22 protein-coding genes and 1 tRNA gene are annotated in these 25,162 nt (G+C 43.1%); 10 read left to right on the forward strand and 13 right to left on the reverse strand.

The window, feature by feature from the left end; genetic code table 11:
• Positions 1-350, forward strand: a 350-nt coding sequence (locus V3V99_10165) for a hypothetical protein (protein MEE9443016.1), incomplete at its 5' end; no start/stop codon positions are given.
• Between the two features lie 260 nt (positions 351-610).
• The gene (locus V3V99_10170) at positions 611-1,360 is read left to right on the forward strand and encodes a hypothetical protein (protein ID MEE9443017.1); all 750 of its coding nucleotides are present in this window, start codon (positions 611-613) and stop codon (positions 1,358-1,360) included.
• Positions 1,361-1,465: 105 nt separating this feature from the next.
• Here the strand turns inward: V3V99_10170 and V3V99_10175 are convergent, their stop codons facing one another.
• From V3V99_10175 to tpx, 6 genes are all read right to left on the reverse strand, one after another.
• A complete protein-coding gene (locus V3V99_10175) occupies positions 1,466-2,143 on the reverse strand; it encodes an aromatic aminobenezylarsenical efflux permease ArsG family transporter (protein MEE9443018.1) in 678 nt (225 codons plus the stop codon).
• A 16-nt stretch (positions 2,144-2,159) separates the two neighbouring features.
• Positions 2,160-2,639: a nitrophenyl compound nitroreductase subunit ArsF family protein gene (locus V3V99_10180; protein MEE9443019.1), complete on the reverse strand. Its 480-nt coding sequence runs from the start codon at positions 2,637-2,639 to the stop codon at positions 2,160-2,162.
• 19 nt (positions 2,640-2,658) lie between these two features.
• The gene (locus V3V99_10185; protein MEE9443020.1) at positions 2,659-2,901 is read right to left on the reverse strand and encodes a thioredoxin family protein; all 243 of its coding nucleotides are present in this window, start codon (positions 2,899-2,901) and stop codon (positions 2,659-2,661) included.
• Between the two features lie 11 nt (positions 2,902-2,912).
• Positions 2,913-4,205, reverse strand: coding sequence for a permease (locus tag V3V99_10190; GenBank protein MEE9443021.1), 1,293 nt, complete (start codon positions 4,203-4,205; stop codon positions 2,913-2,915).
• A gap of 75 nt (positions 4,206-4,280) precedes the next feature.
• Positions 4,281-4,610: a metalloregulator ArsR/SmtB family transcription factor gene (locus V3V99_10195; GenBank protein ID MEE9443022.1), complete on the reverse strand. Its 330-nt coding sequence runs from the start codon at positions 4,608-4,610 to the stop codon at positions 4,281-4,283.
• Positions 4,611-4,749: 139 nt separating this feature from the next.
• Positions 4,750-5,268 (reverse strand): thiol peroxidase, encoded by a 519-nt coding sequence (tpx, locus tag V3V99_10200; GenBank protein MEE9443023.1) that lies wholly within the window; start codon positions 5,266-5,268, stop codon positions 4,750-4,752.
• Positions 5,269-5,775: 507 nt separating this feature from the next.
• Between tpx and V3V99_10205 the strand changes: the two genes are divergently transcribed.
• Positions 5,776-6,693, forward strand: coding sequence for a hypothetical protein (locus V3V99_10205; GenBank protein ID MEE9443024.1), 918 nt, complete (start codon positions 5,776-5,778; stop codon positions 6,691-6,693).
• A gap of 72 nt (positions 6,694-6,765) precedes the next feature.
• Here the strand turns inward: V3V99_10205 and V3V99_10210 are convergent.
• The 5 genes from V3V99_10210 to V3V99_10230 form a co-directional block, all read right to left on the reverse strand.
• Positions 6,766-6,854 (reverse strand) — tRNA-Ser (locus V3V99_10210).
• A gap of 132 nt (positions 6,855-6,986) precedes the next feature.
• Positions 6,987-7,745 carry an iron export ABC transporter permease subunit FetB gene (gene fetB, locus V3V99_10215; GenBank protein MEE9443025.1) on the reverse strand — a complete coding sequence of 253 codons (759 nt, stop codon included), beginning with the start codon at positions 7,743-7,745 and terminating at the stop codon, positions 6,987-6,989.
• Positions 7,742-8,410, reverse strand: a complete 669-nt coding sequence (locus V3V99_10220) for an ATP-binding cassette domain-containing protein (protein ID MEE9443026.1) — start codon at positions 8,408-8,410, stop codon at positions 7,742-7,744. Before V3V99_10220 ends, fetB begins: the two co-directional genes overlap by 4 nt.
• Before the next feature lie 145 nt (positions 8,411-8,555).
• A complete protein-coding gene (locus V3V99_10225; GenBank protein MEE9443027.1) occupies positions 8,556-10,148 on the reverse strand; it encodes a hypothetical protein in 1,593 nt (530 codons plus the stop codon).
• 277 nt (positions 10,149-10,425) lie between these two features.
• A complete protein-coding gene (locus V3V99_10230) occupies positions 10,426-11,244 on the reverse strand; it encodes a DUF2268 domain-containing putative Zn-dependent protease (GenBank protein MEE9443028.1) in 819 nt (272 codons plus the stop codon).
• Positions 11,245-11,994: 750 nt separating this feature from the next.
• Here V3V99_10230 and V3V99_10235 point away from each other — a divergent pair.
• From V3V99_10235 to V3V99_10255, 5 genes are all read left to right on the forward strand, one after another.
• Complete coding sequence (locus tag V3V99_10235; GenBank protein MEE9443029.1) at positions 11,995-13,320, forward strand: TolC family protein; 1,326 nt, start codon at positions 11,995-11,997, stop codon at positions 13,318-13,320.
• A gap of 11 nt (positions 13,321-13,331) precedes the next feature.
• On the forward strand, positions 13,332-14,423 hold the full coding sequence (locus V3V99_10240) for an efflux RND transporter periplasmic adaptor subunit (protein ID MEE9443030.1): 1,092 nt from the start codon (positions 13,332-13,334) through the stop codon (positions 14,421-14,423).
• Positions 14,424-14,437: 14 nt separating this feature from the next.
• Positions 14,438-17,539 (forward strand): CusA/CzcA family heavy metal efflux RND transporter, encoded by a 3,102-nt coding sequence (locus V3V99_10245; protein ID MEE9443031.1) that lies wholly within the window; start codon positions 14,438-14,440, stop codon positions 17,537-17,539.
• Positions 17,529-18,221 (forward strand): hypothetical protein, encoded by a 693-nt coding sequence (locus V3V99_10250; protein ID MEE9443032.1) that lies wholly within the window; start codon positions 17,529-17,531, stop codon positions 18,219-18,221. The genes V3V99_10245 and V3V99_10250 overlap by 11 nt, the downstream gene beginning before the upstream one ends.
• 206 nt (positions 18,222-18,427) lie before the next feature.
• Positions 18,428-18,652 carry a 4-oxalocrotonate tautomerase family protein gene (locus V3V99_10255; protein ID MEE9443033.1) on the forward strand — a complete coding sequence of 75 codons (225 nt, stop codon included), beginning with the start codon at positions 18,428-18,430 and terminating at the stop codon, positions 18,650-18,652.
• A 103-nt stretch (positions 18,653-18,755) separates the two neighbouring features.
• On the opposite strand, the gene V3V99_10260 is transcribed toward V3V99_10255, so the two are convergent.
• Entirely contained in the window at positions 18,756-20,711 is a 1,956-nt protein-coding gene (locus V3V99_10260; protein ID MEE9443034.1) for a phosphoenolpyruvate carboxykinase (GTP), read from the reverse strand.
• 455 nt (positions 20,712-21,166) lie between these two features.
• Between V3V99_10260 and V3V99_10265 the strand changes: the two genes are divergently transcribed.
• Positions 21,167-21,622, forward strand: a complete 456-nt coding sequence (locus V3V99_10265; GenBank protein ID MEE9443035.1) for a YtoQ family protein — start codon at positions 21,167-21,169, stop codon at positions 21,620-21,622.
• A gap of 98 nt (positions 21,623-21,720) precedes the next feature.
• The gene (locus tag V3V99_10270) at positions 21,721-24,117 is read left to right on the forward strand and encodes a prolyl oligopeptidase family serine peptidase (protein ID MEE9443036.1); all 2,397 of its coding nucleotides are present in this window, start codon (positions 21,721-21,723) and stop codon (positions 24,115-24,117) included.
• A gap of 82 nt (positions 24,118-24,199) precedes the next feature.
• Here V3V99_10270 and V3V99_10275 read toward each other — a convergent pair whose 3' ends face one another.
• Positions 24,200-24,832: a PEP-CTERM sorting domain-containing protein gene (locus V3V99_10275; protein ID MEE9443037.1), complete on the reverse strand. Its 633-nt coding sequence runs from the start codon at positions 24,830-24,832 to the stop codon at positions 24,200-24,202.
• Between the last annotated feature and the right edge of the window lie 330 nt (positions 24,833-25,162).

A 25,162-nucleotide genomic window follows, 5' to 3' on the forward strand; every position in this document is an offset into this window, starting at 1 on the left:
ACACCTGCACGGCACCAAATACTATTAACATGAAGTGGATACACCGCGCGACAGCTGAAAACAGGCTTTCGCCTGTTGATATGACCAAAAACGTTAATCTGAGGAAACAAACCCATTTTGAGAAGCATGCCCCGTTCCGTCGGTTCTTTAACGAAGCGGTGAACCGACGGATAAATAACCGTCAGGTCACACCCACCTATGGCGTCCAAGACCTGACGGAACATATTAAAAGTTTAGATAAACCTCCCGACAGCCAAAAAGAGATGACATCCCCGACAGCAGAAAACAGGCCCCCGCCTGCGAAAAGGACAAAACGAACCCAATTCGCTGTAAGTAAAATCGCGACATGAAATTGCGAGGAATTTATTGAAACAAGAATGTGGATAACTTCCAGATTCTCACTTCAAAATCAATGGCAAGATAACTTCGCACAGAATTTGAATGCGCTCGATACTAAAATGAACAATTATTGTGCAATCATCTAAACCAGGTTTTTTCGTATTTGCCGTAACTGATGCAATACCAACGCATAATAATCTTTGGCATAGCGCTTGCTATTTTCCTAACCGTATGGCAAAACTTAGAACTAATTGATGAGAGGAAGTAAAAAATGAAAACCTCAGCCAAAGCAATCAGAATTCTGTTAACCGTTCTCATAGTAACAATCTTCTGTCAGCAGGCTTTCGGTGATATCGTGCGCCGTAAACGGAAAGTGAAAATCGACGAGCCATTCCGTCCCTGGACTTTTCAATTTGCCTTTGATGATCGTATGGACGACGACGATGACGAGTATCAAGGTGTACGTTTTTCGATAATGAAGAAAAACAAATCGGGCTCGGCCCTGCGGTTCAATCTCGGATTAGTCGAACGGGATAATCTTTTCTTGAATGACGGAGTCGTTCATACCCATAATGCCGATTTGATCTTTCACAATAATTATTATCCGACGAATATCGACGGGGCGAATATTTCATTGCAATATCTTTTCTATCCCTCCCCCGGCAATAAAGTCGATTTCTTCTGGGGATTCGGGCCCCGCTTGAGCGCCTACGAAACCGGTCCCGGGGTTATCGTCAATCATTACGAAGATTATATTTCCGAATGGACGGAAACGATTGATTCGAGGGAAGGAACTCGACTCGGTTTTGGATTCGAAGGTTCATTGGGAATGGAATGGCATCTTGGTCGCAGTATCAGCCTGCTGGCCGAATACGGTTTCATTGCTCAAAATGAATGGTATATCATGGAGGTGGAACAATATAACATTCACGGTCGCCTCGTAACCGATCATGAATCATTCGACGATGGAATACATCTATATGGGTCACAGGCGAGAATCGGATTTTCGGTTCATTTTTAAGAAGATAAGCATACTTTGCCTCGCAGCATAACTCCTCAACACCAACCCGGCGGGACTATCACAAATCCCGCCGGGAATTTTTATAAAGTTCATAGGAATATCATGTCATATCTGTACGTTAAATATGTATACGATAACCAAATAAAAGCCTACGACAATAAATACAATCGCCGTAATTCGCCGAGCCCATTTTTCAAAAGCGCTCATGCGATTGAAAAACGCACTGATGAATCGGGTCCCAAACGCGATTAGCAGCGCGAAGATAACAACCGGTAAAGCCGTGCCAATACCGTAAGCAGTGGGCATTATCAGACTGGATTCATATTCTATGGCCAGCGGTATTAGACTTCCAAAAAACAAGGCCGCCGAAACCGGGCAGAACGATAAGGCAAATAAAATCCCAAAAAGTCCGGCGCCCCAGATCCCCCATGTATCGACGCGCCGGGTTATTCTGTCGCTCACCCCCATTCCTGAAAATTTGAATTTAAAAACTTCCAGCAACAATAGCCCGACTATTATCAAAATCGGCCCCAGGAATTTATTCATATGCTGCTGCAAAAACATGGCTATATCAGGAATCGACAGCACACTGGTAACCGCTAACGCACCAATGACTATATAGGTAATCATGCGACCAATCGTGTAGAGTATCCCGGAAAGCAGGGCGACACTCGGTCTCTCCACGTTCTTGCCGATATAAGACATGGCCGCGATATTAGTCGCCATTGGACAGGGTGATATAGACGTCAGGATTCCCAGCCAGACGGCATAACCAATTGCCATCACAAAACTATCCATATTATTTTTTGGACACTTTTATAAAATCCCCTAATTCCGTCTGGACGTAACCAATAAACTTTTCCTTATCCCTCACCAGCGTCCATATCTCCGTGAGATTTTTCCATTCAACTTCTTTGCCGTCATTTTTCCGGGATAGAATTAATGATTTAGTGTAAAGTTGATAGTCTTTAACGTAGTGTTCATTACCTTCGTCTTCGAAATTCACCGTCTGCCAGACAATTGAGCTATCCTTGAGGTTTTCGGAAAATCCCGATTTAATCGCTTCTTCCGAGTAAGCTTCTATTTTTTTGCAGGTAGCACAGCGTTTATTGCCGTGCAGGTAATAGACAACGATTTGTTTTTGGGACTTATCGGCATCAGATTTTTCTTCCGAAGTAATGGTCGTATCTTTTGATTTAGCGGGTTGCTGATCATCAGATACTACTGCTGAAAACGCAAGCAGAATAAACCCTAAAAGACAAATTAGTATCTTTTTCATAACGAACCTCTCTATCAAATCAATTATCACTATTTATCATTTCTTTGAGCTGGTCAAGTGATGGCACTTTTCCGCATATTTTCACCTGACCGTTGACTACCAGGGCCGGTGTCATCATAACACCATAGCCGGTAATTTCCTGAATATCGGTTACTTTCACGAGGGAAGCATCCAAACCGATTTCCTTGATCGCCAATTCGGTCTGCTTATACAATTCCCTGCATTTGGGACAACCGGGGCCAAGAACTTTGATATCTTTCACGATATTCTCCTCTAAAATAAATTACCGTATATGATCCCGCTTATAGTAGCCATAATAATGACCAAGCATACAAAAACACTGGTTTTTTTGGTTCCTATAACTGAGCGAATGACGAGCATATTGGGCAACGATAATGCCGGCCCGGCTAAAAGAAGCGCCAGGGCAGGACCTTTACCCATTCCATTTCCAATTAATCCCTGCAATATAGGCACCTCGGTAAGTGTCGCGAAATACATGAAGGCGCCGACAACTGAGGCAAATAAATTGGCCCCGAATGAATTTCCGCCAACCAGATTACTTATCCAGTGAGACGGAATCAGCCCTTCGCTATCGGGGCGACCGAGGAGTAATCCGGCAACCAATACTCCGGCAAAGAGCAAAGGCAATATTTGTTTGGCAAAACCCCATGTTTGGGAGAACCATTCCCCGGTTTCATCCGAGCGACGGCATGTAATGAGCGACAAACCGATTACTCCGGTTGAAAAAGAAATAATGGGCATATCGGGAAAGATTAAGGCCATCGCTGCGACAATTATGGCGGTGAGGACAATTGGAATCCATTGTAATTTGAACCACTTAATCAGAATAAATCCTAAACCGGCCGCGGCTATACCGGTTATTATCCATTTATTGGAGTATATGAAATACCAGATTCCCGAACTCTCCTCCGGCTTTCCCCAATTAGCGAAAACAAGAATCAATATCATTGTCGCAAAATATAATCCGGTTTGCCATAACGGGCGTTTAACCTCCGTATCAGGCATGACCATTTGAGTTTTGGCCTTTTCTTCCTTAAGAAAAATCAAATGCATTAAGAGACCAATAAATATACTGAAAATAATAGCTCCGACAGCTCGAGCGATTCCCAATTCGAGTCCCAAAATTTGAGCCGTAAGAATAATTGCCAATACATTAATGGCCGGCCCCGAATATAAAAACGCCGTTGCCGGGCCAAGTCCCGCACCCATGCGATATATTCCCGCAAAAAGGGGTAAAATAGTGCAGGAGCAAACGGCGAGTATTGAGCCGGAAATTGAGGCAACACCATATGACAGAATTTTATTCGCGCCCGGTCCAAGATATTTCATTACCGAAGCCTGATTGATAAAAACCGCGATCGCCCCGGCAATAAAAAAGGCCGGTATCAAACATAAAATGACATGTTCCCGGGCATACCATTGGGCCAGGGCCAGAGCTTCGATGAATGGACCGCCAAAGCGCAGGCTTTCAAAAGGGAAAAAATAGAAAGCCAGAAAGGCGGCAATTATTAGAGCCAGGGGCTTCCATTCAGATCTCCAGTCCAATTTACAGGCTCCTCCAAATTGAAATGGTTGTGGCCGGAGTTTCATTTGCCGTATGACTCGTTTGAATTCTTGCCATTATTTCATTGCCGCTTGACGCGCCTGCTTAATATTCGCTTTTAGAACATCTTCAATGCACCCAAAGAAATTCAGAATACAGGGAATTCTGAGGCTGTACCAAACCTGTAAACCGCGCTTTTCATCGTTTACAATACCGGCCTGTTTGAGAATTGATAGGTGTTTTGATACCGTGGAAATATCAGAACCTATCATTTTAGTCAGATCATTAACGCATTTCTCGGACCTAGCTAACTCATCCACAATGAAAAGCCGCGTAGGATGAGCCAGCGCCTTAATAATCCGAGCCCGAGCTTCAAACCTTTGTTTTTTATTAGAATCCAATATCATACCATATGCTATATTTGCTTATTTGGCAAAATAGCCAATTATATCCGGCACGTCAAGAGAATTTAATGCAGATTGCTTTTGCAGCATCTAAATCTGAATTAAGGGCGACAGCTTAATGAAAAAAAACACCCCGAATCTATTAGCCTATCAAAGATTTGACAGTTTCAAGAACCTCATCGTAATTTGGTTCTTCGGTGGTTTCTTCGACATATTGGATGTATTTGACCTTTCTATCTTTGTCGATAACAAAAACGGTCCGGGCTAAAAGTCGGAGTTCTTTAATAAGTACGCCAAAAGCTTTTCCAAATGAGGCATCGCGATGATCGGACAGCATTTTTACGTTTTCTACTCCGGCGGCAGCGCACCAACGTGATAACGCAAAAGGAAGATCCATACTGACACCCATGACAGCGACATTATCTGATAATTTTTCGGCTTCCTGATTAAATCTCCGAGTTTCCATGTCGCAAACCGGAGTATCAATAGATGGCACAGACACAATAACTACAATTTTACCCCCGAATGAATCCAGGCTTTTTGCCGTCAGAGTTTCATCGAGAACCTCAAATTCGGGAGCGGTATCTCCCACTTTAACTTCATTGCCAAGTAAAGTCAGAGGATTGCCCTTCATCTTGACGATATTGTTTCTCTCATTCATTTTTTATCCTCCAAAAAAAATATTACACTGACTTAATAAATCCCTCGCCAATTATTATCCGCAACAAATATTTTTTTAAATTGTGCCTGAGAAATATAGAATTTCTTATTAAAAACGAGATATTTATCAATGAAAGATTTTTAAATCCTGAACCTGTCGAAAAATGTCTGATAGCAGCCGTTGCAATAAAAAAAGAATGGTCAAAAACAGGCCTTCCCTCGGGGAATCCATGTCACGCATCTTCTATTTTAAAAATAACATCTTTCGTGTCTAGCCTGATCGTCCACAATCAATTGGCATCGGGCTGATTCAACTACGCGACAGCCGAAAAGTAAATGAATTTTACTGGCGGAGAGGCTGGGATACATATAGAACTTTTATTTTCCATGGCAACCTTTCCTTATGAAATCTTCTCTATATGCTTCTTGTCTCGTTTCTTATTGACCTCAACCCTATGGTGAGATAAATTGCCGTTACCAATAGTTGGTTGTTTGCGAGAAGATGATAATGAATTTACCGGAAAATCATATTAATAAGATTAGAGCCGTTCGGCATTCGGGTAATCCATTGATAACAATCAATTCATCAACAGCGCTGGGAGACAACATCAACGGGCCTTCCGTCATTAAGGTTCCGTCATGGATAAAAAATCCTCTTGGTAATTACTATATGTATTTCGCACATCACAGCGGTAAGTTTATCCGGCTGGCCCATTCTGATTCTCTCGGCGGTCCGTGGATAATTTATGGACCTGGTACGCTAAATTTGAAGGGGGCGAACGCATTCCGAGGGCATATAGCCTCACCGGATGTCCACGTTGATGAAGAACAGCGGAAAATTTTTATGTACTTCCATGGTCTTGCCCGAAGCCGCAAAGGTCAATGGACTGGCATCGCAAGTTCGACAGATGGATTAAATTTCAAAGCTTCGAATGAGATTCTCGGTAAGTATTATTTTCGCGTTTGGAAATGGGAAGGGGCTTGGTATGCATTGGCCAAGAATGGTAATGAGGGCTGGGGCGAACTCTATCGTTCAGAGAATGGTTTGACAGGCTTTGAGAGCTGCGGTGATTTCTTGCGACGCGTTCGCCATTCCGCCGTACTAATCCAAGGCCATCACTTGCTTATTTTTTTCTCACGAATAGGCGATGCTCCGGAGCGAATCCTGGTGTCTTCCATTGACCTGAGGCCTGACTGGTGGGAGTGGGAATCTTCGGATGCGATGGAAGTCCTGAGGCCAGAGGCTGATTATGAGGGTATCGAATTCCCAATCATACCCTCACAATATGGTTCAGCTATTAAAGTAAATCAACTCCGCGACCCCTGCATTTTTGAAGAGGACAATCAAATATTCCTTTTTTATACTATTGCGGGGGAAATGGGTATTGCCATGGCATTGATCGAAATCGAAATGAAGCCGGTATAAACGGCAGTAAAAGCGTTCTTTAGAATTAAGTTTTTTTAACTTGTTGGGATACATGTTGATAGCGAGAATAAACGGAGAGGCTGGGATTCGAACCCAGGAGGGGCTTGTGACCCCTACACGCTTTCCAGGCGTGCTCCTTCGGCCAGCTCGGACACCTCTCCGTCAAATAACTCAACCGCCTGATTAATTTCAGGCGAATCCAAAATATTGCTGCTTTGAATGAGCAAAATCGTCCCCTATTATATGGATTATATCTACAAACGCAAATGAAATTTAGATGAAGTGTTCGACTCCTAATCGACACTTAACTGATGGGCAGAAGTAAACAATCTCCGGATTGTTAATTGAGCGGATATAATACCGGTAACTGTCACCGCCGCCGCCAGCATATACCCGACAATTATCTGAATCAGGACAGCTTTTAATGGCGACGCTCCGGCCAAAATCATACCGGTCATCGCCCCCGGCAATTGCACGATACCGACGATTTTAAGGAAATTGAGCAAACTCATCATGCCCGCTTTTATCGAGGCTCGATAATATGGATGCGAAGCCTGACGCCAGCTTTTCCCCAGGGATAGCGATGTTTCTATGGCTAACTTATTGGTCTTTATTTCTGAATACAACCGTTCCATTACCAGAGCCGCGCAATTCATGGAGTTACCGATGATCATTCCCCCGAGCGGTATTATATAATGAGATTCCGGACGTATTATTTGAACGGCTAACATCAATCCAAGAGTTACTATCAAGGCGACAATTATTGCCGATGAGGCCAAAAGCCAGGCGCGGTCAATCTGAGGAACCCAGCGTGAAGTCGTATGAGCGCCGACTATAACCATGATAAAAAGCATTCCCATGATCGCGAAAATGTTATCCAATCCAAAAATGAATTCCAGTGCATAGCCTATGGCTATTAGTTGAATAAAAGAGCGAAATATGCCGACGATGAGTTGTTTTTCTACGCCGATTCTCTGCCATCGCGTCAGCACAATCGCAAGAATCATCAATAAAACCGCGAATCCAACCTCTTTAAGGCCGGTATCAATCATCGCAATTCACCATTTATAAATTTCTTCGAGATTTCATTCCCCGGATTTTTGAATATCGTTTCCGTCTCCCCCGATTCTATCAGCCTGCCATCGGCCAATATTAGAGAATTTCCGCCTAATCTTAGAGCTTGATCAAAATTATGCGTTACAATAATAAGGGTCAATCCAAGCTCTCGATTCAATCTTAATAACAATTCTTCAATTGTTCGAGCGGCTCCGGGATCCAGAGCCGAAGTCGGCTCATCAAGAAGTAAAATTTCCGGTTCCATTACCAGGGACCGCGCCAAAGCAACTCTTTGTTTCTGGCCTACGGAGAGTTTTTCGGGATCGGCGTAAATCAATTTGGAATTAAGTCCAACCATATCAAGAAACCGCGCAAGGGATTTTGAATGCGAATCTTGTCCCTCAGGCAACCCATATGCCAGATTATCCATAACCGTTCCGGGAAATAAATATGGAATCTGAAATGTTTTCGCGATACGGCGTCTCAATTCCGTCACGGGATATGATTCTAATGGCGAATCATGATATATGATTTCACCTCCGGTCTTTTCATCGAGTCGATTGAGCAACCGCAACAGCGTAGTTTTTCCAGCCCCGGAAGGACCGACGATTGAGTAGATTTCATTTTTATTAAATTCACATGACACAGAATCAATTATCACGCAGCTTCCGGAATTTACAGATACTGATTTCGAAAGATTTATGAGTTTTAATATAGCGGAGTTGGAAATATTTAATTCGCCCAGCATGTACGCAATATATCGCCTTCGATTTCTTGAACCAAATATTTTTTAATGGAAGCAATTGTTACAGGCTAATGATGTCAATTTCAAAATCCGTCAGGTTATTCGGGGCGAACAAATTATTTGACATTAGAATTCGTGTTATACCGGGAACGAGATTATGATTCCCAGCGTTCATATCAAATCCCATCACATAACTGGCAACGAGTCGGTTGCAATAATAATCATATAGACCCACCTCGGATGCGGTCACTTTAATGCCATATCTTTGTCCTGTATATTTTGTATCGGGTAGGTGCTCGTAAAATAACCGGCTTTGATAATCTTCCCGGGGAAGATTATGCTTATCGAGCAATGTGATTACGCAACCATCCGGGGAATTTGAAAAATCTATTTCCTGTAAATAATCAAAATTTAACTTCCACACCGAAAACCGAATAGATTCAGATATATTTATAAGCGTTGAATTAGCGGGAGTATTATAAATAAATGGCCTGATTCCGCAATATTCAAAGCGAGGCCAGAAATTGTTAAATCCCGCCATAATTGAATTCCAGCTCCGCCCGGAAACCGCTTCGATTTTTGATATAATATCCGCCTGAGAAATAGATTGTATTTCGGGGTCTGTTCCCGACAGCTGCCTATAAAGTTCTAAAAAATTACTGGAATCGCATAAACGCATCAGGTAATTGATAAAAACGGCGCTTACGGGATATGAGGTTTCAGCCGATCCAATTTTACCGTAAAAATCGTCATACGTTAGAATATCTTCAACATTGGCGATCCCAAAATGTAGATTCACATAACCCGCATAATGGATGATTGCCGGAGTGCGTCCCCACCGTCCACCCAAATTGCAGGCCAGTCCTTCTTGTATAAAGGGAAGCGTATATAGCGAATTTTCTTCCAGGGCGAAGTTGATTAATATGTGAGCCAATTCATGCTCATGAGGAAATTCCTGAGTTATTACCGCGTCCAGAGCCAAGTCCCCCATACCTCGGGCGCTAAAACCGGTGATGGCCAGCATGTTATCTTCATCGCATAAGTAATAATAAATCTTATTTTCGGCCAGTTGTTGCATTCGACCGGCGGGTATCTTAAGCCGTGCCCCGACTGAATCAATAAATTTATCGATCTCGTCACTGGCAAATTCATTTATACGACTGGCATCATTATAAAATATTCGTACGTATCGGGTGTCCTTTATTTCCCAATCCTGACAATAATAGAATGCGGGTGATGTTAACAGCCAAATTTTATCGCTGTCCCGGATGGCATAGTAAGTGTAGTTTATGGTGTCTCCGCCTGAACTTACTGAAACTTGAATTTTTGCTTTGTTGCCGTTTTGCGCTGTATTAGTAATGGATACTTTCGCTTTGCCTTCTGAAATCTTATTAAGATTTCTCAATATCGGCGAGGCGCAGTCAAATTTTAAGGGTGCATCTGAAAATGATATTCCCAGCCGTTTTGCTGCGTTCACAAACTTCGGTTCCCAGTATCTTGCCGCCTCGTTAAAACGACCCGATTTTACAGCATCAAAATAAGACTGTAATGTCGTATCCGGAGTTGATTGCGCGTAAGCGAGAGAAGCGGCGATGACGTAAAATGCCGGTAGAATTATACATAAGTGGACGATTGATTTTCCCGGTTTGAGCATGGTGTTTATTTTTACCTGCTATTTGGATATTAGTTCCGCTTGCGATCAATATATCATCAAATATCAATAAAAAAGACGCGTTTCCGACGGGCAGACTTCAAAAACAAGGCTCTTGAATTTATCAAACGGATTAAATGGATTTGGATATCCAATATAACAATGCCTCTTTCTAACATTTTTTTAACATTATTAGCCAAAACAAGAGGAAATAAGAGAAAACACCAAACAGTCAAAATTCATGCATTTGTGTCCAGTGAAAATATAAAATGGTAATGAATCAATCAGGCTGCAAAAGATTAGCGATGTCTTTTTCAAACCGCGCACGGATTAGTTCTAATATATCTTCAGCAGATAGCCCATTTTCCATTGCATACCGTTCAACCAATCTTAATCCGGCAAAATACCCTGACCTGAATTGATATATATTGTCCGGATTGGACGCGTAGAAAATTTCAAGCTTGTGATCGCTCTTATAGTAGTATTGTGAAATCAGGCGGTATAGATTGCGTTCTTCGGCGATGCACTTTTCCCACCATCGCAGAGCATCATCATCGCTTAAATAATCCGCCCAGAGAGCTTCCAAATTTGATATCCCAAGAAATTCCCGGGTTAAATAAGTCGCCAGTCCTTCCGTAATCAACTGACGGGAAATCTGGAGCATCTCATTCTTCGAGTTAAAGTAAAATGAAGGGCTATTATTATAGTGCAGAGCGTGAATCAATTCATGAGTTACAAAAACCTCAACCAATTTTTCGGAAGAATAAGTCTCCAGTGGCAACCAGACCAGCCATTTGTCTTTCGAACGAAAAGCATGACCATTGGTTGTCCCAGCGCCTATAAAATAGATAAAATCAATCGCGCTATCGTCAATGTTATTCTCATTTAGTATGATTTTCAATTTTTCTATTAATCGAGTAACCCACTTTTTCCGTTTTTGAATCTCCTCATAATCAACTATAGTAATATTTAATTCTCTTTTGGCCCAGAATCGATAGTAATTATAAAATAGATCAGGGCATGATCTTTCATAGCCGTCTCGATCCCCTTCATTAATAAATTTGGATAAATATTTTTCGGTTAAATCAATGATTCTCATACATCAAAAATACTCCAAGATCTACCAGTTGTCATCAAATTATTTGAAATCACTCAAAATTGAATGAATTCTTAATTAGAGAAGACAGACAAGAAATAAGCTTTTTCTGACGAATGACAAACGTGATGCTTTTGGCAGCCAACAAGTTATATGATTTGCGTTGACAGGGTCTATTTTTATGTTATATTGGCGCAATGGAGAAACGGTTATATAATTATGTTTGCCGGGTTTTGATTTTCAGCTTTTCTTTGGCGAATTTTACGGCCTGTTTCGGCGATGTCCTCTGCATCAGTGAAGATAGTACTGTGGAAATCGAGTTTGCAAATATTTCCTGTTGCCATGCCGATTGTTTAACGTATTCGTCCCTTGAAACGCCCGCAATTCATGAATCAACGAATATAGATGATTGCGGCGATTGTATAGACATCCCGTTGAAGTCAATCTGTAATTATAATAGAACCGCGCCTGAGGATAATTTTGTTTTGGCAGGTAAGGCTGTTAATCTTTGCGAAATCCATCAAATCTTTAATCAATCATTGGGACATAATCTCGATTTCAAGAATAAATTTCTTAATTCTTTCACTCCCCCTATTAATCCCGAATTAAAACAATTAGGGATATCATCTATTCTCATTTGTTGATTTTATCATCAGCAAAATATCAACTATTCTGACTTAGTATAATGTGCTCGAATTACGTCTTTCGGGCACACTTGCGACAAAGCAATTGGATATTCCAGAGGAATAATTTATGAGATTCAAACATCTAATTTACAAAAGGGCTTTATGGTATTGTATGATTACTGCGACAATGTTTTGGGGGAGCGTATCGTTTGCCGATTCAAATCCGGCTCATTGGCAATCGCCATTTGAGAAAGCAACGATTAAGCAAATCGACAATGATTCACTTTCGCTCAATGATATTGTCGGACTTGTCGCGGAGAAAAATCCAATCCTGAAATCATTAAAATGGCATCTTGAATCGGCCGAGGGAAATCTACGCCAGGCCGGGCTATGGTCCAACCCTGAACTGGAACTCGAACTTGAGGAATTTGGCTGGAACGCTCCCGGTTTCAGGGAAACCGAAATGGCCATTATCCTGTCGCAGGAACTTGAGATTTTTGGACAGCGTGGAGCGAGGAAACAACATGCCCGCGCCAACATCGATTACACAAAATGGAAAAATCAAAAGCTGGCCTTTGATTTATATCTTGACGCCAAAATGGGATATTTCAAAATGGCTCATGCACAGGATAAAGCTCGCCTGGCTCGGGAGGCTATGGAGTTAGCGCAGACCATTTATAACAACATTGAAGACCGCCATAATAAAGGAGCCGCCCTACAATCGGGACTGCTCTTATCCCGGCTTGAATTACTAAAGGCACAATTGGAATCTGACGAGGCATTGCGCGATCGAAAAAACGCGAGTATGGAACTATCTGCGCTTTGGGGCACGGACGATAGCGGTGTTGTAGTAGAAGACTTCGGTATTGATTGTCATGAGTGCCTAAAAAACATAACCGAGCTTGATGTTTCTGTTGATTCCTGCGGCGAAATCATCGAAATGCTTTTTCAAAAAGATATAATTGACTCGGAAAGCCGGCTTTTGGCCGCCGAAGCAAAACCAGCCCTGACTTTCAGTGGGGGAGTCAAGCGACTTCAAGGCGATAAAGCCAATTCATTCATTCTGGGATTATCTCTGCCTCTCCCCTTTGTAAATCGAAATCAGGGCGAACGAGCTGGTCTTCAGGCCGATATAAAGGCTCTGAAACTTGAAATAAACGAAAGAAAAGCGAGAGTATCGTCCACCGTCCGCTCTCACATCGGAAAGATTGTGCAACTGGATGAAAAGCTCGAGATAACTGATTCGCTTCTTTTACCCACCGCCGAAAAAACCTACGAATCTCTGACTCAGGCTTATAATGCCGGAAGAATCCCTTATACCAGCCTGCTTGAAGGCGAACGGGCCCTGATTGACCTGAGGTTCGATAAAAACAATATATTTCTGAACATAAGAGAACTGCAGATTGAACTGGAAAGAATAATCGGCATTCCCCTGGAAAGCATAAAAAAATAGAGGACATAAACATGAAGGCAATAAAGCTATCCATTTTTCGATTGGTTTTAATTATTACTGTTTTGGTGTTCGCGTTTTGGTCCCTGTCACTAACCGATTCCACTAGTAACATTCAAAATCAAACTGACCCGCATGAGAATGATCAGAAAACAGATGACGATCACAAGAAAAGTGAATTGGGGGACGATCATGATCTTGACGCTCAGACGGATGACGGTCATGACCATACCGCCGAGGAATCCGAGGGCGACGAACATGATGAAGAAGAAGAGGGCGTCATTGAATTATCAGAGGAAGCGATAAAAATGGCCGGCATAAATCTTTCTACTGTAATAAAAGGCCGGCTTGGCAACTCACTTGACCTGCCCGGAGAAATTACATTTAACGAAGATCAAGTTGTGCATATATCACCTCGATTTGAAGGGATCGCAAGGGAAGCCCGGTTCACGGTCGGAGATTATGTCAACGCCGGTGATATTGTAGCCGTGGTCGAAAGTAATGAAAGTATGAGCCCTTATAATATTAAGTCGCCGATTTCGGGATGGATTATTGTGCGGCATATCTCCAAGGGTGAATTTGTTTCTGCCGAAAATAGTATTTTTGTCATCGTCGATCTATCAACTGTCTGGGTTAATCTGGCGGTATATCCCAAAGACGCCGACCGCGTAAGGCCGGGCATGAAAGCATCCATTGAGGCGATTGGTTCTGATATTCATGCCGAGGGAACGATTGAATACATCACGCCTATTCTGGACGTAAATACTCGCAGTATTACGGCCCGCGTGGTGCTTCCTAATCCGGATAATCAATGGCGCCCGGGGACATTTGTTCATGCCGCCATCACTACCGATTATGGAAAACCCGGACTGTTAGTCGAAAAAGATGCCGTTCAGATTCTTGATAATGAAAAGATCGTTTTTATCGCTGAAGTCCCCGGGCATTTTATAATCACTCACATTGAAACCGGCGAATACGATTCCAAATATATAAAAGTTCTTTCAGGTCTTGAGCAGGGTATGCAGTACGTCGCCGACGGCGCCTTTGAGTTGAAAGCCAAATTGGTTACCGGTTCATTGGGCGGACACGCCGGACACGGACATTGAGGGGAGTAAGCGGAATGAAAACGATCTTTGAAAACGTGCTGAAAAACCGGCTGTTTATCGTCGTTATTCTTCTGTGCGTTATAAGCGTGGGAATCTATCAATACCAAAATCTGCCCACCGACGCCTTCCCGGATATTTCTCCGGTTATGGTTCCGGTATTTGCCGAAGCCCACGGGATGGCCCCCGAAGAAATTGAACGCCTCATAACGTTTCCGATCGAATCGGCTATGAACGGACTGCCCGGAGTAAAACTGATCAAATCCACATCCGCCTTTGGCATGGCCGTGGTATATGTCTATTTTGAAGATGATGTTGACATCTATTTCGCCCGCCAGATAGTTTCCGAAAGATTAGCCGGCGCCAGTTCAGAACTTCCCAAAATGCATGAACCTCCCGGTCTGGGACCGATTTCCACCGGTCTCGGTGAAGTATATATGTATTATCTGACAGCTGACAGCGCCGTTAATACGGAAGGCAAACAGCTTAATACTTATCTCCGGGAAGTAAACGATTGGATTGTAAAATACCAGTTGCAGACCGTTCCCGGCGTGACGGATATCCTGTCAATGGGCGGCCATGTCCTGCAGTATCAAATCAAAGTCGATCCTTACGCTCTGAACAAATTCGGACTGGGTCTGGAAGATATCGTTGAGGCCGTTATCAATAATAACCGCAACGCTGGCGGTCAATTTCTCATCCTGGGCTCGGAAGAATATCTCGTCCGCGGAATTGGTCTCATGGAAAAACGCGAGGATCTACGAAACGTTCAAATAAAAGTATATGAAGGCACGCCCGTTCGCCTCGGCGATGTCGGTGAAGTAGACTATGGGGAAGAAATTCGCCGCGGCGTAGTGACTCGCAATGGAACGGAGGAAGTCGTCGCCGGTATTGTGATGAAACTGTTCGGGACTAATACTTCGGAAGTGATAAGCGAACTGGAAGCAAAAATACCGCAGGTCCAGGCATCACTTCCCCAAGGTGTTCAGTTGATTCCTTATTACAATCAAAGTTCCCTTGTCGAAAACGCCGTCAAAACCGTTCGTGATGCCCTCTGGCATGGCGCCATTTTGGTAATATTGGTATTGGCTCTTTTTATGGGAAACGCCCGCAGCGCCTTTATTGTCGCGTTGGCTCTGCCCGTTTGTGCTCTGATGGCCGCAATTTTTATGGGCGTGGCCGGCATGTCGGCCAACCTGATGTCCCTGGGAGGAATTGCGATCGCCATTGGGATGTTAGGCGACGCCTCGATTGTAATCGTCGAAAACGTGTATCGTCACTTATCTGATGAAGAATATAAAGACAAGAGTAAATATGAGATTATCAATATCGCCTGCCGCGAGGTTTTGCGCCCGATTATTTTTTCGGTTTCGATTATTATTATCGTCTTTATTCCGCTTTTCACCCTCGAAGGCGTCGAAGGCAAGATGTTCTCGCCGATGGCGTTTACGATTACTTTTGCCCTTCTCGGCTCTCTTATAGCCGCTCTCGTCTTTTCACCGGTGCTTTCTTCCCTGCTTTTGAAAAAGAAAACAAAACCGGAGTTTGCAATTGTTCGTTTTATTAAAAGCGTTTATCAGCCTCTCCTTAATTTTGTCCTGCGTTGGAAAATATTAATTGTTGTCATTACACTTATCATCTTCGGAGGATCGCTGGCTCTTATACCACAACTGGGTACAGAGTTTATTCCCACTCTCGAAGAAGGCATTATTCAAATAAATATTACTATGGCGCCTTCGATTTCGCTTGAAAAGGCAACCGAAACCATTATGAAAATCGAACGTATCATCATGGATTTCGATGGTGTTGACCAGACAATTTCAAAAATCGGCCGTCCCGAAGCCGGTAGTCATCCGCATCCGGTCAATTCTTCTCATATTCAGATAATGCTTAAACCACGGGAAGAATGGTATCAATACAATTCCAAAGCTGAAATAATTGAAGCCCTCGACAAAAAACTCTCTCAATATCCCGGTATTCAACTCAACTTTTCACAACCAATTCAAAATATGTTTGATGAGCTTCTTTCCGGGGTGCGGACACAGTTGGCTATCAAGCTTTACGGTGAGGATTTGAATATTCTGCGATCCAAGGCGGAAGAAATTGAAGCCGTTATTGAACCTGTCGAGGGATTAGTTGATTTATCCATCGAGCAGAGCTTTGGACAACCCCAGGTGCAGATTATCGCCAACCGCGAGGCCTGCGCCCGTTACGGCGTCAACGTATCAGATATTCTTGAAGTGGTCGAGCTGGCTATCGGCGGTGAAGTCATCGACAATATTTTCTTAAATACGCGCCGCTTCGGGATTCACGTTCGCTATGACGAACGGCATCGCAATGATCCCGAAGCGATAAAAAACCTGCTCGTCCATTCTACCGACGGAGTTCTCATCCCTCTTTCACAAGTCGCCCGGGTCGAAACGCTCATTGGCCCAATTCAAATTAACCGCGAGAAAAACCAACGACGCTGGGTAATTTCAGCCAACGTCCGCGGACGCGATATGGGCGGAGTCGTAGGCGATATCAAAAGGCTGGTTAAAGAAAATATCGAATTGCCGTCCGGTTATTATATAGAGTACGGCGGACAATTTGAAAATCAGGAACGTGCGATGAAACGGCTGGGAATTATTGTTCCAGTCACTTTTGGGTTAATATTCCTGATGCTTTATATGTCATTTGGAACCATTCGCTGCGCCTCACTTATTTTTATAAATGTTCCCCTGGCGTTAATCGGAGGTGTTTTGGGTCTGTATTTAACCGGTGAATACCTTTCCGTTCCCGCTTCGGTAGGATTTATCGCTCTTTTCGGCATTGCCGTACAAAACGGCCTCGTCCTGGTTTCTTATATGGATCAATTACGAAGCCGCGGCTTATCTATAAATAATGCGATTATAAAGGCCTGCCTGCTGAGGCTAAGACCGGTATTAATGACCGCCCTGACGACCATATTAGGACTGGTGCCATTATTATTATCGCGGGGAATGGGTTCGGAAGTGCAGCGGCCATTGGCGGTAGTCGTAGTTTTTGGGTTACTCTCTTCCACTTTTCTAACACTGATATTAATACCCGTTTTATACGGATGGTTCGCACCAAAAATGAGTCGAATAAATGATAACTAAATTTGACCGGGGATTAAACCCGGACTACAAGGAAAGGAACATAATCGTGAAATCATTGATTTTTATTTTTCTAATAATGGCTTTGATGTCCCAAGCGTCTCTCGCACAGGAATGCGGCCCCAACTGTCCGGTATGTTCCGGCGCGGGATTAAGCGAGGGAGTTCTCCTCGCGCGGAATTCAATAATGGTATCAGCATTAGCCGTTCCCGATGCCGAAGAAGAGCGTACTGTCATCAATGTGAAATACGGGATTTTTAATTGGCTGGACGCCGGAATTGGTTACGCCGTCAGAACCGAAAAATTCATTTGGAATGCGCGCATCCAGCCTCTAATGGAACAAAAAGATAATTGGCGCCCCGGACTAATTATTGGAAGCGGCAGCGTCCAAATAGGCGGCAATGACCAGTCAATCTACGCTCAGCTTTTGAAATCAATAAAATTCGACGATGATTTCAGTTTGAGCGTTAGCGCCGGAGCCGCTACGCTCTTACCTGACGTTGACGAAGTTTTCGAATTATATGGAGTAACAGCCGGTATATTTGAGAATTACAGCCTGTTTGTTAGTTATGACGGTATATCCTACCACGAAGGCGCATCATGGAAAGCCAATAATTGGCTGGCTATTTCTTTTATGATGATTGAATCGGAATACCTGGCTTTGGCTATCAACGCTACCCTGTAATAATGAGCGCGATAAAAGGAGGTGAATTTTCTAGTGACCTTCGAAAAACTTCATTGGCATCCAATTCCAGCAACGCCTTCATTTCCGCAATAATCGCATCCAATATTAATTCATTTCGAATCGTATAACAAAAGCAATGCGGGCTCGTGTACAAAAATAGCGATGAAAAGTCACACTATTTAACATTTTCAAAAGGAGTATCTCTCATGCCATTTATTGAAGTCAAATTAATCGAGGGTGTCTTTTCCGACGCTCAAAAAAAGGAAATCATCGAAAAACTCACCGATACGATGGTCTCTATCGAAGGTGAGAACATGCGCGAAGTCACCACGGTAGTGATTGAGGAAATGAAAAGCGGTTCTTGGGGAATCGGCGGAAAGGCATTAACCACCGAAGATGTAAAAGCCCTCGCGGCCGGGACCCCCGCTTGATTTTCAATTCCAAAGGATAGTCCTTTAAAAAGTATTTCAAAAAAGAGGCGTCCCTATTATTGTATGGGGACGCCTCTTCTCATAGATATAAATCTTGTCAGATTTACAGGTCTTGCGGTTTCACCACCGAACCGTGTTTGGCCTTAAGCTCTTCGAGACCGGCTTTCTGCTCCTTAAGTAATTCAAAGAATCTCTCAGGGATGCCACCTTCTTTTGTGTAGGCCTCGTCCTGCAAATCAATACGACCGATGATATTATCGATATACAGCGAGAACTGCTTCGTGTAGAGTTCTTCCGAATAATCCTTGTCGATAATTTCCTTGAAGAATTTTTTCAAATCATCATATTTCGGAATATAGCCAATCGGAGTATCAATGGCTTCGACCTCTTTGTTTGCAAAACGATCCAGCCAGCTAAGCCATGCCGGAACATCTCTCTTCTCACCAAGAAGTCCATTGCCACTCCCGCCCCGCTCTTCATGAGTCAGGAAGTAATTTAGACCGGCAATAATCGGGCGACCCGCGTCGCTAAATTTCGGATTGCTGAAGAATTTCATTTGGGCATCCATATAATCGGCTAACGAGCCCGGAATAAACGGAGCATTCGCCCATGGTTGACGCTTAACGCCGGTGGCCCCAACTTCAGTTGCCGTCGCTTTCGATACAATCGAGGCTCCAATAACAACACCGCTATCTCCATCTTTTGAAACCCAAATAGGAGGCATGGTATCTGAGTCGCGTCCGGAATAAGTAAAGACTTTAACCGTCGCGCCTTCCGGGCTTTCACCAACTTCCTTGTTATAGGTAGCAATCTGATCACAGCGCAGAGTACAGCGAGAATTGGGATGCGAAAGCGGAATAGCTTTTCCATTTTCGTCAGTTTTGCCTTCGAACCATTCGCCCTGAAAATTAATTCCCTTCTTCGCATGTTCTTCACCATTACCGGTCCAGTGCGGTTTGTTATTCTCATCAATTAACACATTCGACCAGATAACTTCACTGCCTTCTTCACGGAGGCATTTCATCAGATGCGGATCGCCTTCGCGATTCACGTCCGCAACGATTCCGAAAATTCCCTGCTCTGGATTGACAGCCCGGCAAGTGCCGTCTTCAGCAATCCAAATCTGGGCCAGGTCATCGCCAATAAAGTCGGTACCGGCCATGGCGCTTGTAGTTTTACCGCATCCCGATGGGGCTGCACCTGCGACATAAGTCACGCGGCCGCCGGGTCCTTTTACGCCAGTTATGAACATATGCTCAGAAAGTTCATCGCCGTGCTTGTAATAGGTGGCATAGTCAACCGAAAAACGATGATTGCCTTTCTTGAGAAGGAGAGTGTTTCCGGCATAGGTACAAAAAGTGGAAAATGTTGTGAACCAACTGCGATCCATCAAAATTCGTGCGTTGGGAAGATCTTCCGGAGTATTATTTCCTTCAGCGTGAACATTGGTATAAAATATTCCTTTTCTTTCTACTTCCGCGTCAAAATGCTCATAGCAATTACGATATAGGAGATCTCCCGAGTGTAGTACATAAGTTGAGGAAGAAATTTCGATAGCCGGAATTGAACCGACGGCGCCAATCGGGCCGCGGCTGAAGAAACCGATCATCAATGTTTTTCCCGACATGATCCCCAGCATGAATTTCCTCACATAATCCATAGCGTCAGCGCGATCCAATTTCTTGGCCAGCGGGCTGAGCTTCTCGCCTTTGTTTACGATATAAAAAGTCTGGGCAACCAAACGACCCTGTTCCTTTGCCAGATCAAAATGTATCGTATGATCTTTCATTCCCAGGGGTTTTTCTTCGCCTTTCTTGAGAGAATATTCACGCACCCACTGCTTGTCCTCTTGGGAACCGGTATTGATAAAAACGTCTTTGGGTTTGCACATGGCAATCGCATTGGCAACCTTGAGCAGGGCTTCTTCATTTTTTATTTTCGAGAGTTTATCGAGGGTTTCCTTGTTCAAGGTTTTCTCAAATAACGCATCAGCTTCTTGTTTGTTGTGAATCCCGCCAACGACTGCAAGTATGTCGTCACCTTTTTTCAATTCCAACATGATTTATTTCCTTCCTTATTTCTGTTATCCCTCCAGAACTTGATAAAAACGTCTGAACGGTTTAGTATTTTTTAAATCCGCCTTTTTTCCCCAGCTCAATTTCTCTTTTAACTTCAACTTCGCTTAGACACAAGATTATTAAATCCTCGGTCAATTCACATATTGAGCCATTTACTAATAGGTCACGTTTGACCGATTAACAAAAGGCTAAGCTATAAAGAAAATTTCTGATACGCAAGTACTCAATGTTTTATTTTTGCCTAATAGTCATTTATTTTTTCATGAACAATTTCCTATCCAAATGCCAACGATACGGGATGAATATTATCGCCTTATAATCAATTTCCATAGTATGCCGGTTTCCGGGACAATTATTATTTATGTTTTGGGCTGGAATTTTTTCGTGGATTTTTTATATTGGCTCTAATTAGTTTATTCTTTTCAGGAGCACGAAAATGGCAAAAATATGGAAAATATATTTATCTGGAGAAATCCATTCTAACTGGAGAGAAAAAATTACGTCAGCTGCAAAAAAGGCACGACTTCCTGCTGAATTTTATGAGCCCGTAACCAATCATTCAGCCAGTGATGATTGCGGAGTAGAAATCCTTGGTGAAGAATCCGATATATTCTGGCACGACCACAAAGGCGCAAAAATTAATGCCATTAGAACCCGGACTTTGATTGAAGACACCGACATCGTAGTTGTTCGATTTGGCGACAAATATAAGCAATGGAATGCCGCTTTTGATGCTGGATATGCGGCGGCGCTAAATATCCCGATAATTGTTCAGCGCCCGAAAGAATTTATACACCCCCTCAAAGAACTCGATTCTGCCGCTTATGCCGTTTGCGAAACTGTAGAACAGGTAATACGAATTCTCAAGTATATAACCTTGGGGAAATTGTAAAATAACTGAAAATCATTGGCGAACTTCTTTGAAAACAGTACAACACAAGTTTTGATTTGTTTAGGAATTTAACTCATTCAAATTTTATAGGTGAATCAATGAAACCGATCAGATTTTTAGCGCTTTTTTGCTCGTTATGGGTGCTGATACTTCCCGTACTCGCGGACCAAATCAATTCAGCCGAAGAGTTATCTCCGCTGACTGTAAAAAAGATCATGCGTGACAGAGCATGGATGGGAAATTGGCCCAGAAGAGCTTACTGGGGCGAACATAGTCAAAAAGTGTATTTCCGATGGAATCCCGAAAATGCCGACAACGATTCCCTGTATGTGATAGATATAAATAGCAATAATCCACGTAAAGTCTCTTCGGAAGAAAGTGATTCTCAGCCAAACCGTTACGGCGATTACGACAAGAATCGAAATCGCAAATTATTTGAACGCGATGGCGATATATTCTTGTATAATCTTAAGGATAAATCAACTAAACAAATCACAAACACTGTCCGCCGCGAATCCAGCCCTCGCTTCACACACGATGGATTAAAAATAACTTACATTGATGATGGTAATTTGTTCATCTGGAATCTTAATGATGGGACTATCCGCCAAATAACCAATTTCCGGGAAGGCTCAAAAAGTAAAAAAAACGTGGGGGCTAAATCCAAACATGAAAAATGGCTGAGTGAGCAGCAAAAAGATCTGTTTCAGTCATTTCAGGAAAAAAGCAAGATTGATGATGAAGAAAATCAGATTCGAGCCAAAAAAGATTCAAATCGCCCGTCGAAGATTTTTGTAGGTAGAAAACACCAGTCAAATATTAAATTGAGTCCGAATGAGAACTTTATCACTTTTCGCATAACTCAAAGCCCACCGGAATATTCCTCTACAATCGTTCCGAATTACGTTACTCGAAGCGGTTTCACCGAGGATATTAATAGCCGTACCAAGGTTGGACGAGAGGGATCGACTTACGAATTTGGGATATATGATAGAGAAAGAGATACTGTTTACTTTATTGAAACCGATAGTATTCCGGGTATATTCGACCAGCCGGAGTATTATGCTGACTATCCGTCTCTCGCCGATAGTACCAACCCTCCTTCTAAGCGTGAAGTCATAATATATGGCCCTATTTGGTCGGATGAGGATAACAAGGCTGTAGTTGAAATACTATCATCGGATAATAAAGACCGCTGGATAGTGCTTTTGAATTTATCCGACGGAGGGATGAAATTACTTGACCGTCAGCACGATGAGGCCTGGATCGGAGGACCCGGAATCAGAGGACGGTATTCACGAAATATCGGTTGGCTGCCCGATAATAATACCGTTTGGTTTCAATCGGAAGAAACGGGGTATTCGCATCTTTATACCGTCGATGTCATTTCCGGTCAAAAAAAACAACTTACTTCCGGTTCGTTCGAAATACGGAATCTTAAAATGTCGCGCGACAAAAAGTATTGGTATTTCGTCTCCAATGAAATTCATCCCGGGGAACAACAATTCTATCGGATGAAAATATCGGGAGGAAAACGTGAGCGTATCACAACCTTAAGCGGCGGCTTTGAAGTTTCGATGTCACCCGACGAGAAAACTCTGGCCATTCTTCACTCGACGCCGAATCATCCCCCCGAATTATACCTTATGGAAAACAAACCGGGTGCACCGATGAAAAAGATCACTTCCTCTCTTACCGACGAATTTTTATCATACTCGTGGAGGACTCCGGAAATTATCACCTTTACCGCGAGAGATTCTGCCGTTGTCTATGCCCGGCTTTTTAAACCGGATGAGGTTTCTCCGAACACTCCCGCCGTAATGTTTGTTCACGGCGCCGGATATCTGCAAAACGCTCATATGCGATGGAGCGGTTATTATCGGGAATACATGTTTCATAATTTACTGGCCGATAACGGTTACATCGTTCTCGATGTTGACTATCGGGGCAGCGCCGGATACGGGCGCGATTGGCGAACCGGCATATATCGTCACATGGGCGGAAAAGATCTGGACGACTATGTTGACGGCGCTCGATATTTGGTATCCCAACACGGCGTTGACTCGACCCGGATCGGCATATATGGAGGTTCTTATGGGGGATTCTTAACGCTCATGGCGCTCTTTAAAGAACCTGCAGTGTTCAAAGCCGGAGCGGCCCTGAGGTCGGTTACTGATTGGGCTCATTACAATCATGAATATACGTCCGATATTCTAAACGTACCGCATTTGGATAGTATTGCCTATACCCGAAGCTCACCCATTTATTTCGCCGAAGGTTTTCAGGGCGCGTTATTAATGTGCCATGGAATGCTGGACAGGAATGTTCATTATCAGGATATTGTCCGCCTTTGCCAACGATTAATTGAACTGGGTAAGGACAATTGGGAACTGGCTTCATACCCCCTGGATGGACATACTTTTAGAAAAGAAGAAAACTGGACCGATGAATACAGCCGTATTTTCAAATTGTTTGAGGAAAATCTGAAAAAATAAATCAGCCAATTTTTCGGAAACAAATATAGGCAAAAAAAATACCACCCCGAAGGGCGGTATTTTATCATCCATTAAACTTGTATTACTTTCTGAATTTGCGAACCAAGCCAGTTCCGAGTAAACCCAATCCCAAAAGAGCCATTGAAGTCGGCTCTGGAATCGTAACAACCTTCAGTGACGCGAAGTCAATAGCAACGTTATCCACAGTGCTACCAACAGTGCCACTCGCAAAATCAACATCCAGTATACCGTCCGCCAACGTCACAGCGCCAAGAGAGAACTGGAATACCTGTGATCCCCATGCACCCATCTCTACTCCGGCAAAAGCATTGACAACTTCAATACCGTCAAACCAGAGCCTGCTCTGGCCCCCAGCGGTAGTCTGAATACCGGAAAGATCAATCATAAAGGTACCTTCATGGAACGCTGAAGGAGCAAACGGGGCGAAATTAAAGGTGGCGTTCAGGGTATTTCGCGGCTCGATATCAGTAAATTGAGCGCCGTTGGTAGCGGCCAATTCGGCCGCAGAGCGGTTATCGAAAATCCAACCTCCACCGGGAGTAGGATCATCGGAAAATGGCAAAGTGGCGTTGTCAGCCACGCCGTAACCATATCCGTCATTGTCACCAATCATTTCAAAATAACTGAAACCAAATGACGGAGTGGACAGGCTGAGCAAGCAAATCGCAAATCCGAGTACCAAGATCTTTTTCATTTCAACCTCCTAAATAACTTATTTTTGTTTTACCTAATTTTCTTTGAGCAAAATTCATACCAATTCAATCGATTTTTTAAATCATTACCTTATAATAACTTATAATTTTACCCTCAACCAGGCCCGCAAAATTGTTAGTATGTCTGACATTTTTAGTAAACTTCACACGCAAGAATTGATTATCCTGTTGAATAACAATCAATTACGCCAAATCCGGTTTTGTCCAATTGCTGAACACTTTTCGATAGACTTTAAAAACTTGCCGATATTATTCAAAAAACATATAAGAAATCGAAGTTTAAAAGGGAAATATACTCCATAACTATACTA

The organism is Candidatus Zixiibacteriota bacterium (assembly GCA_036480375.1).
GTDB lineage: Bacteria > Zixibacteria > MSB-5A5 > GN15 > JAAZOE01 > JAZGGI01.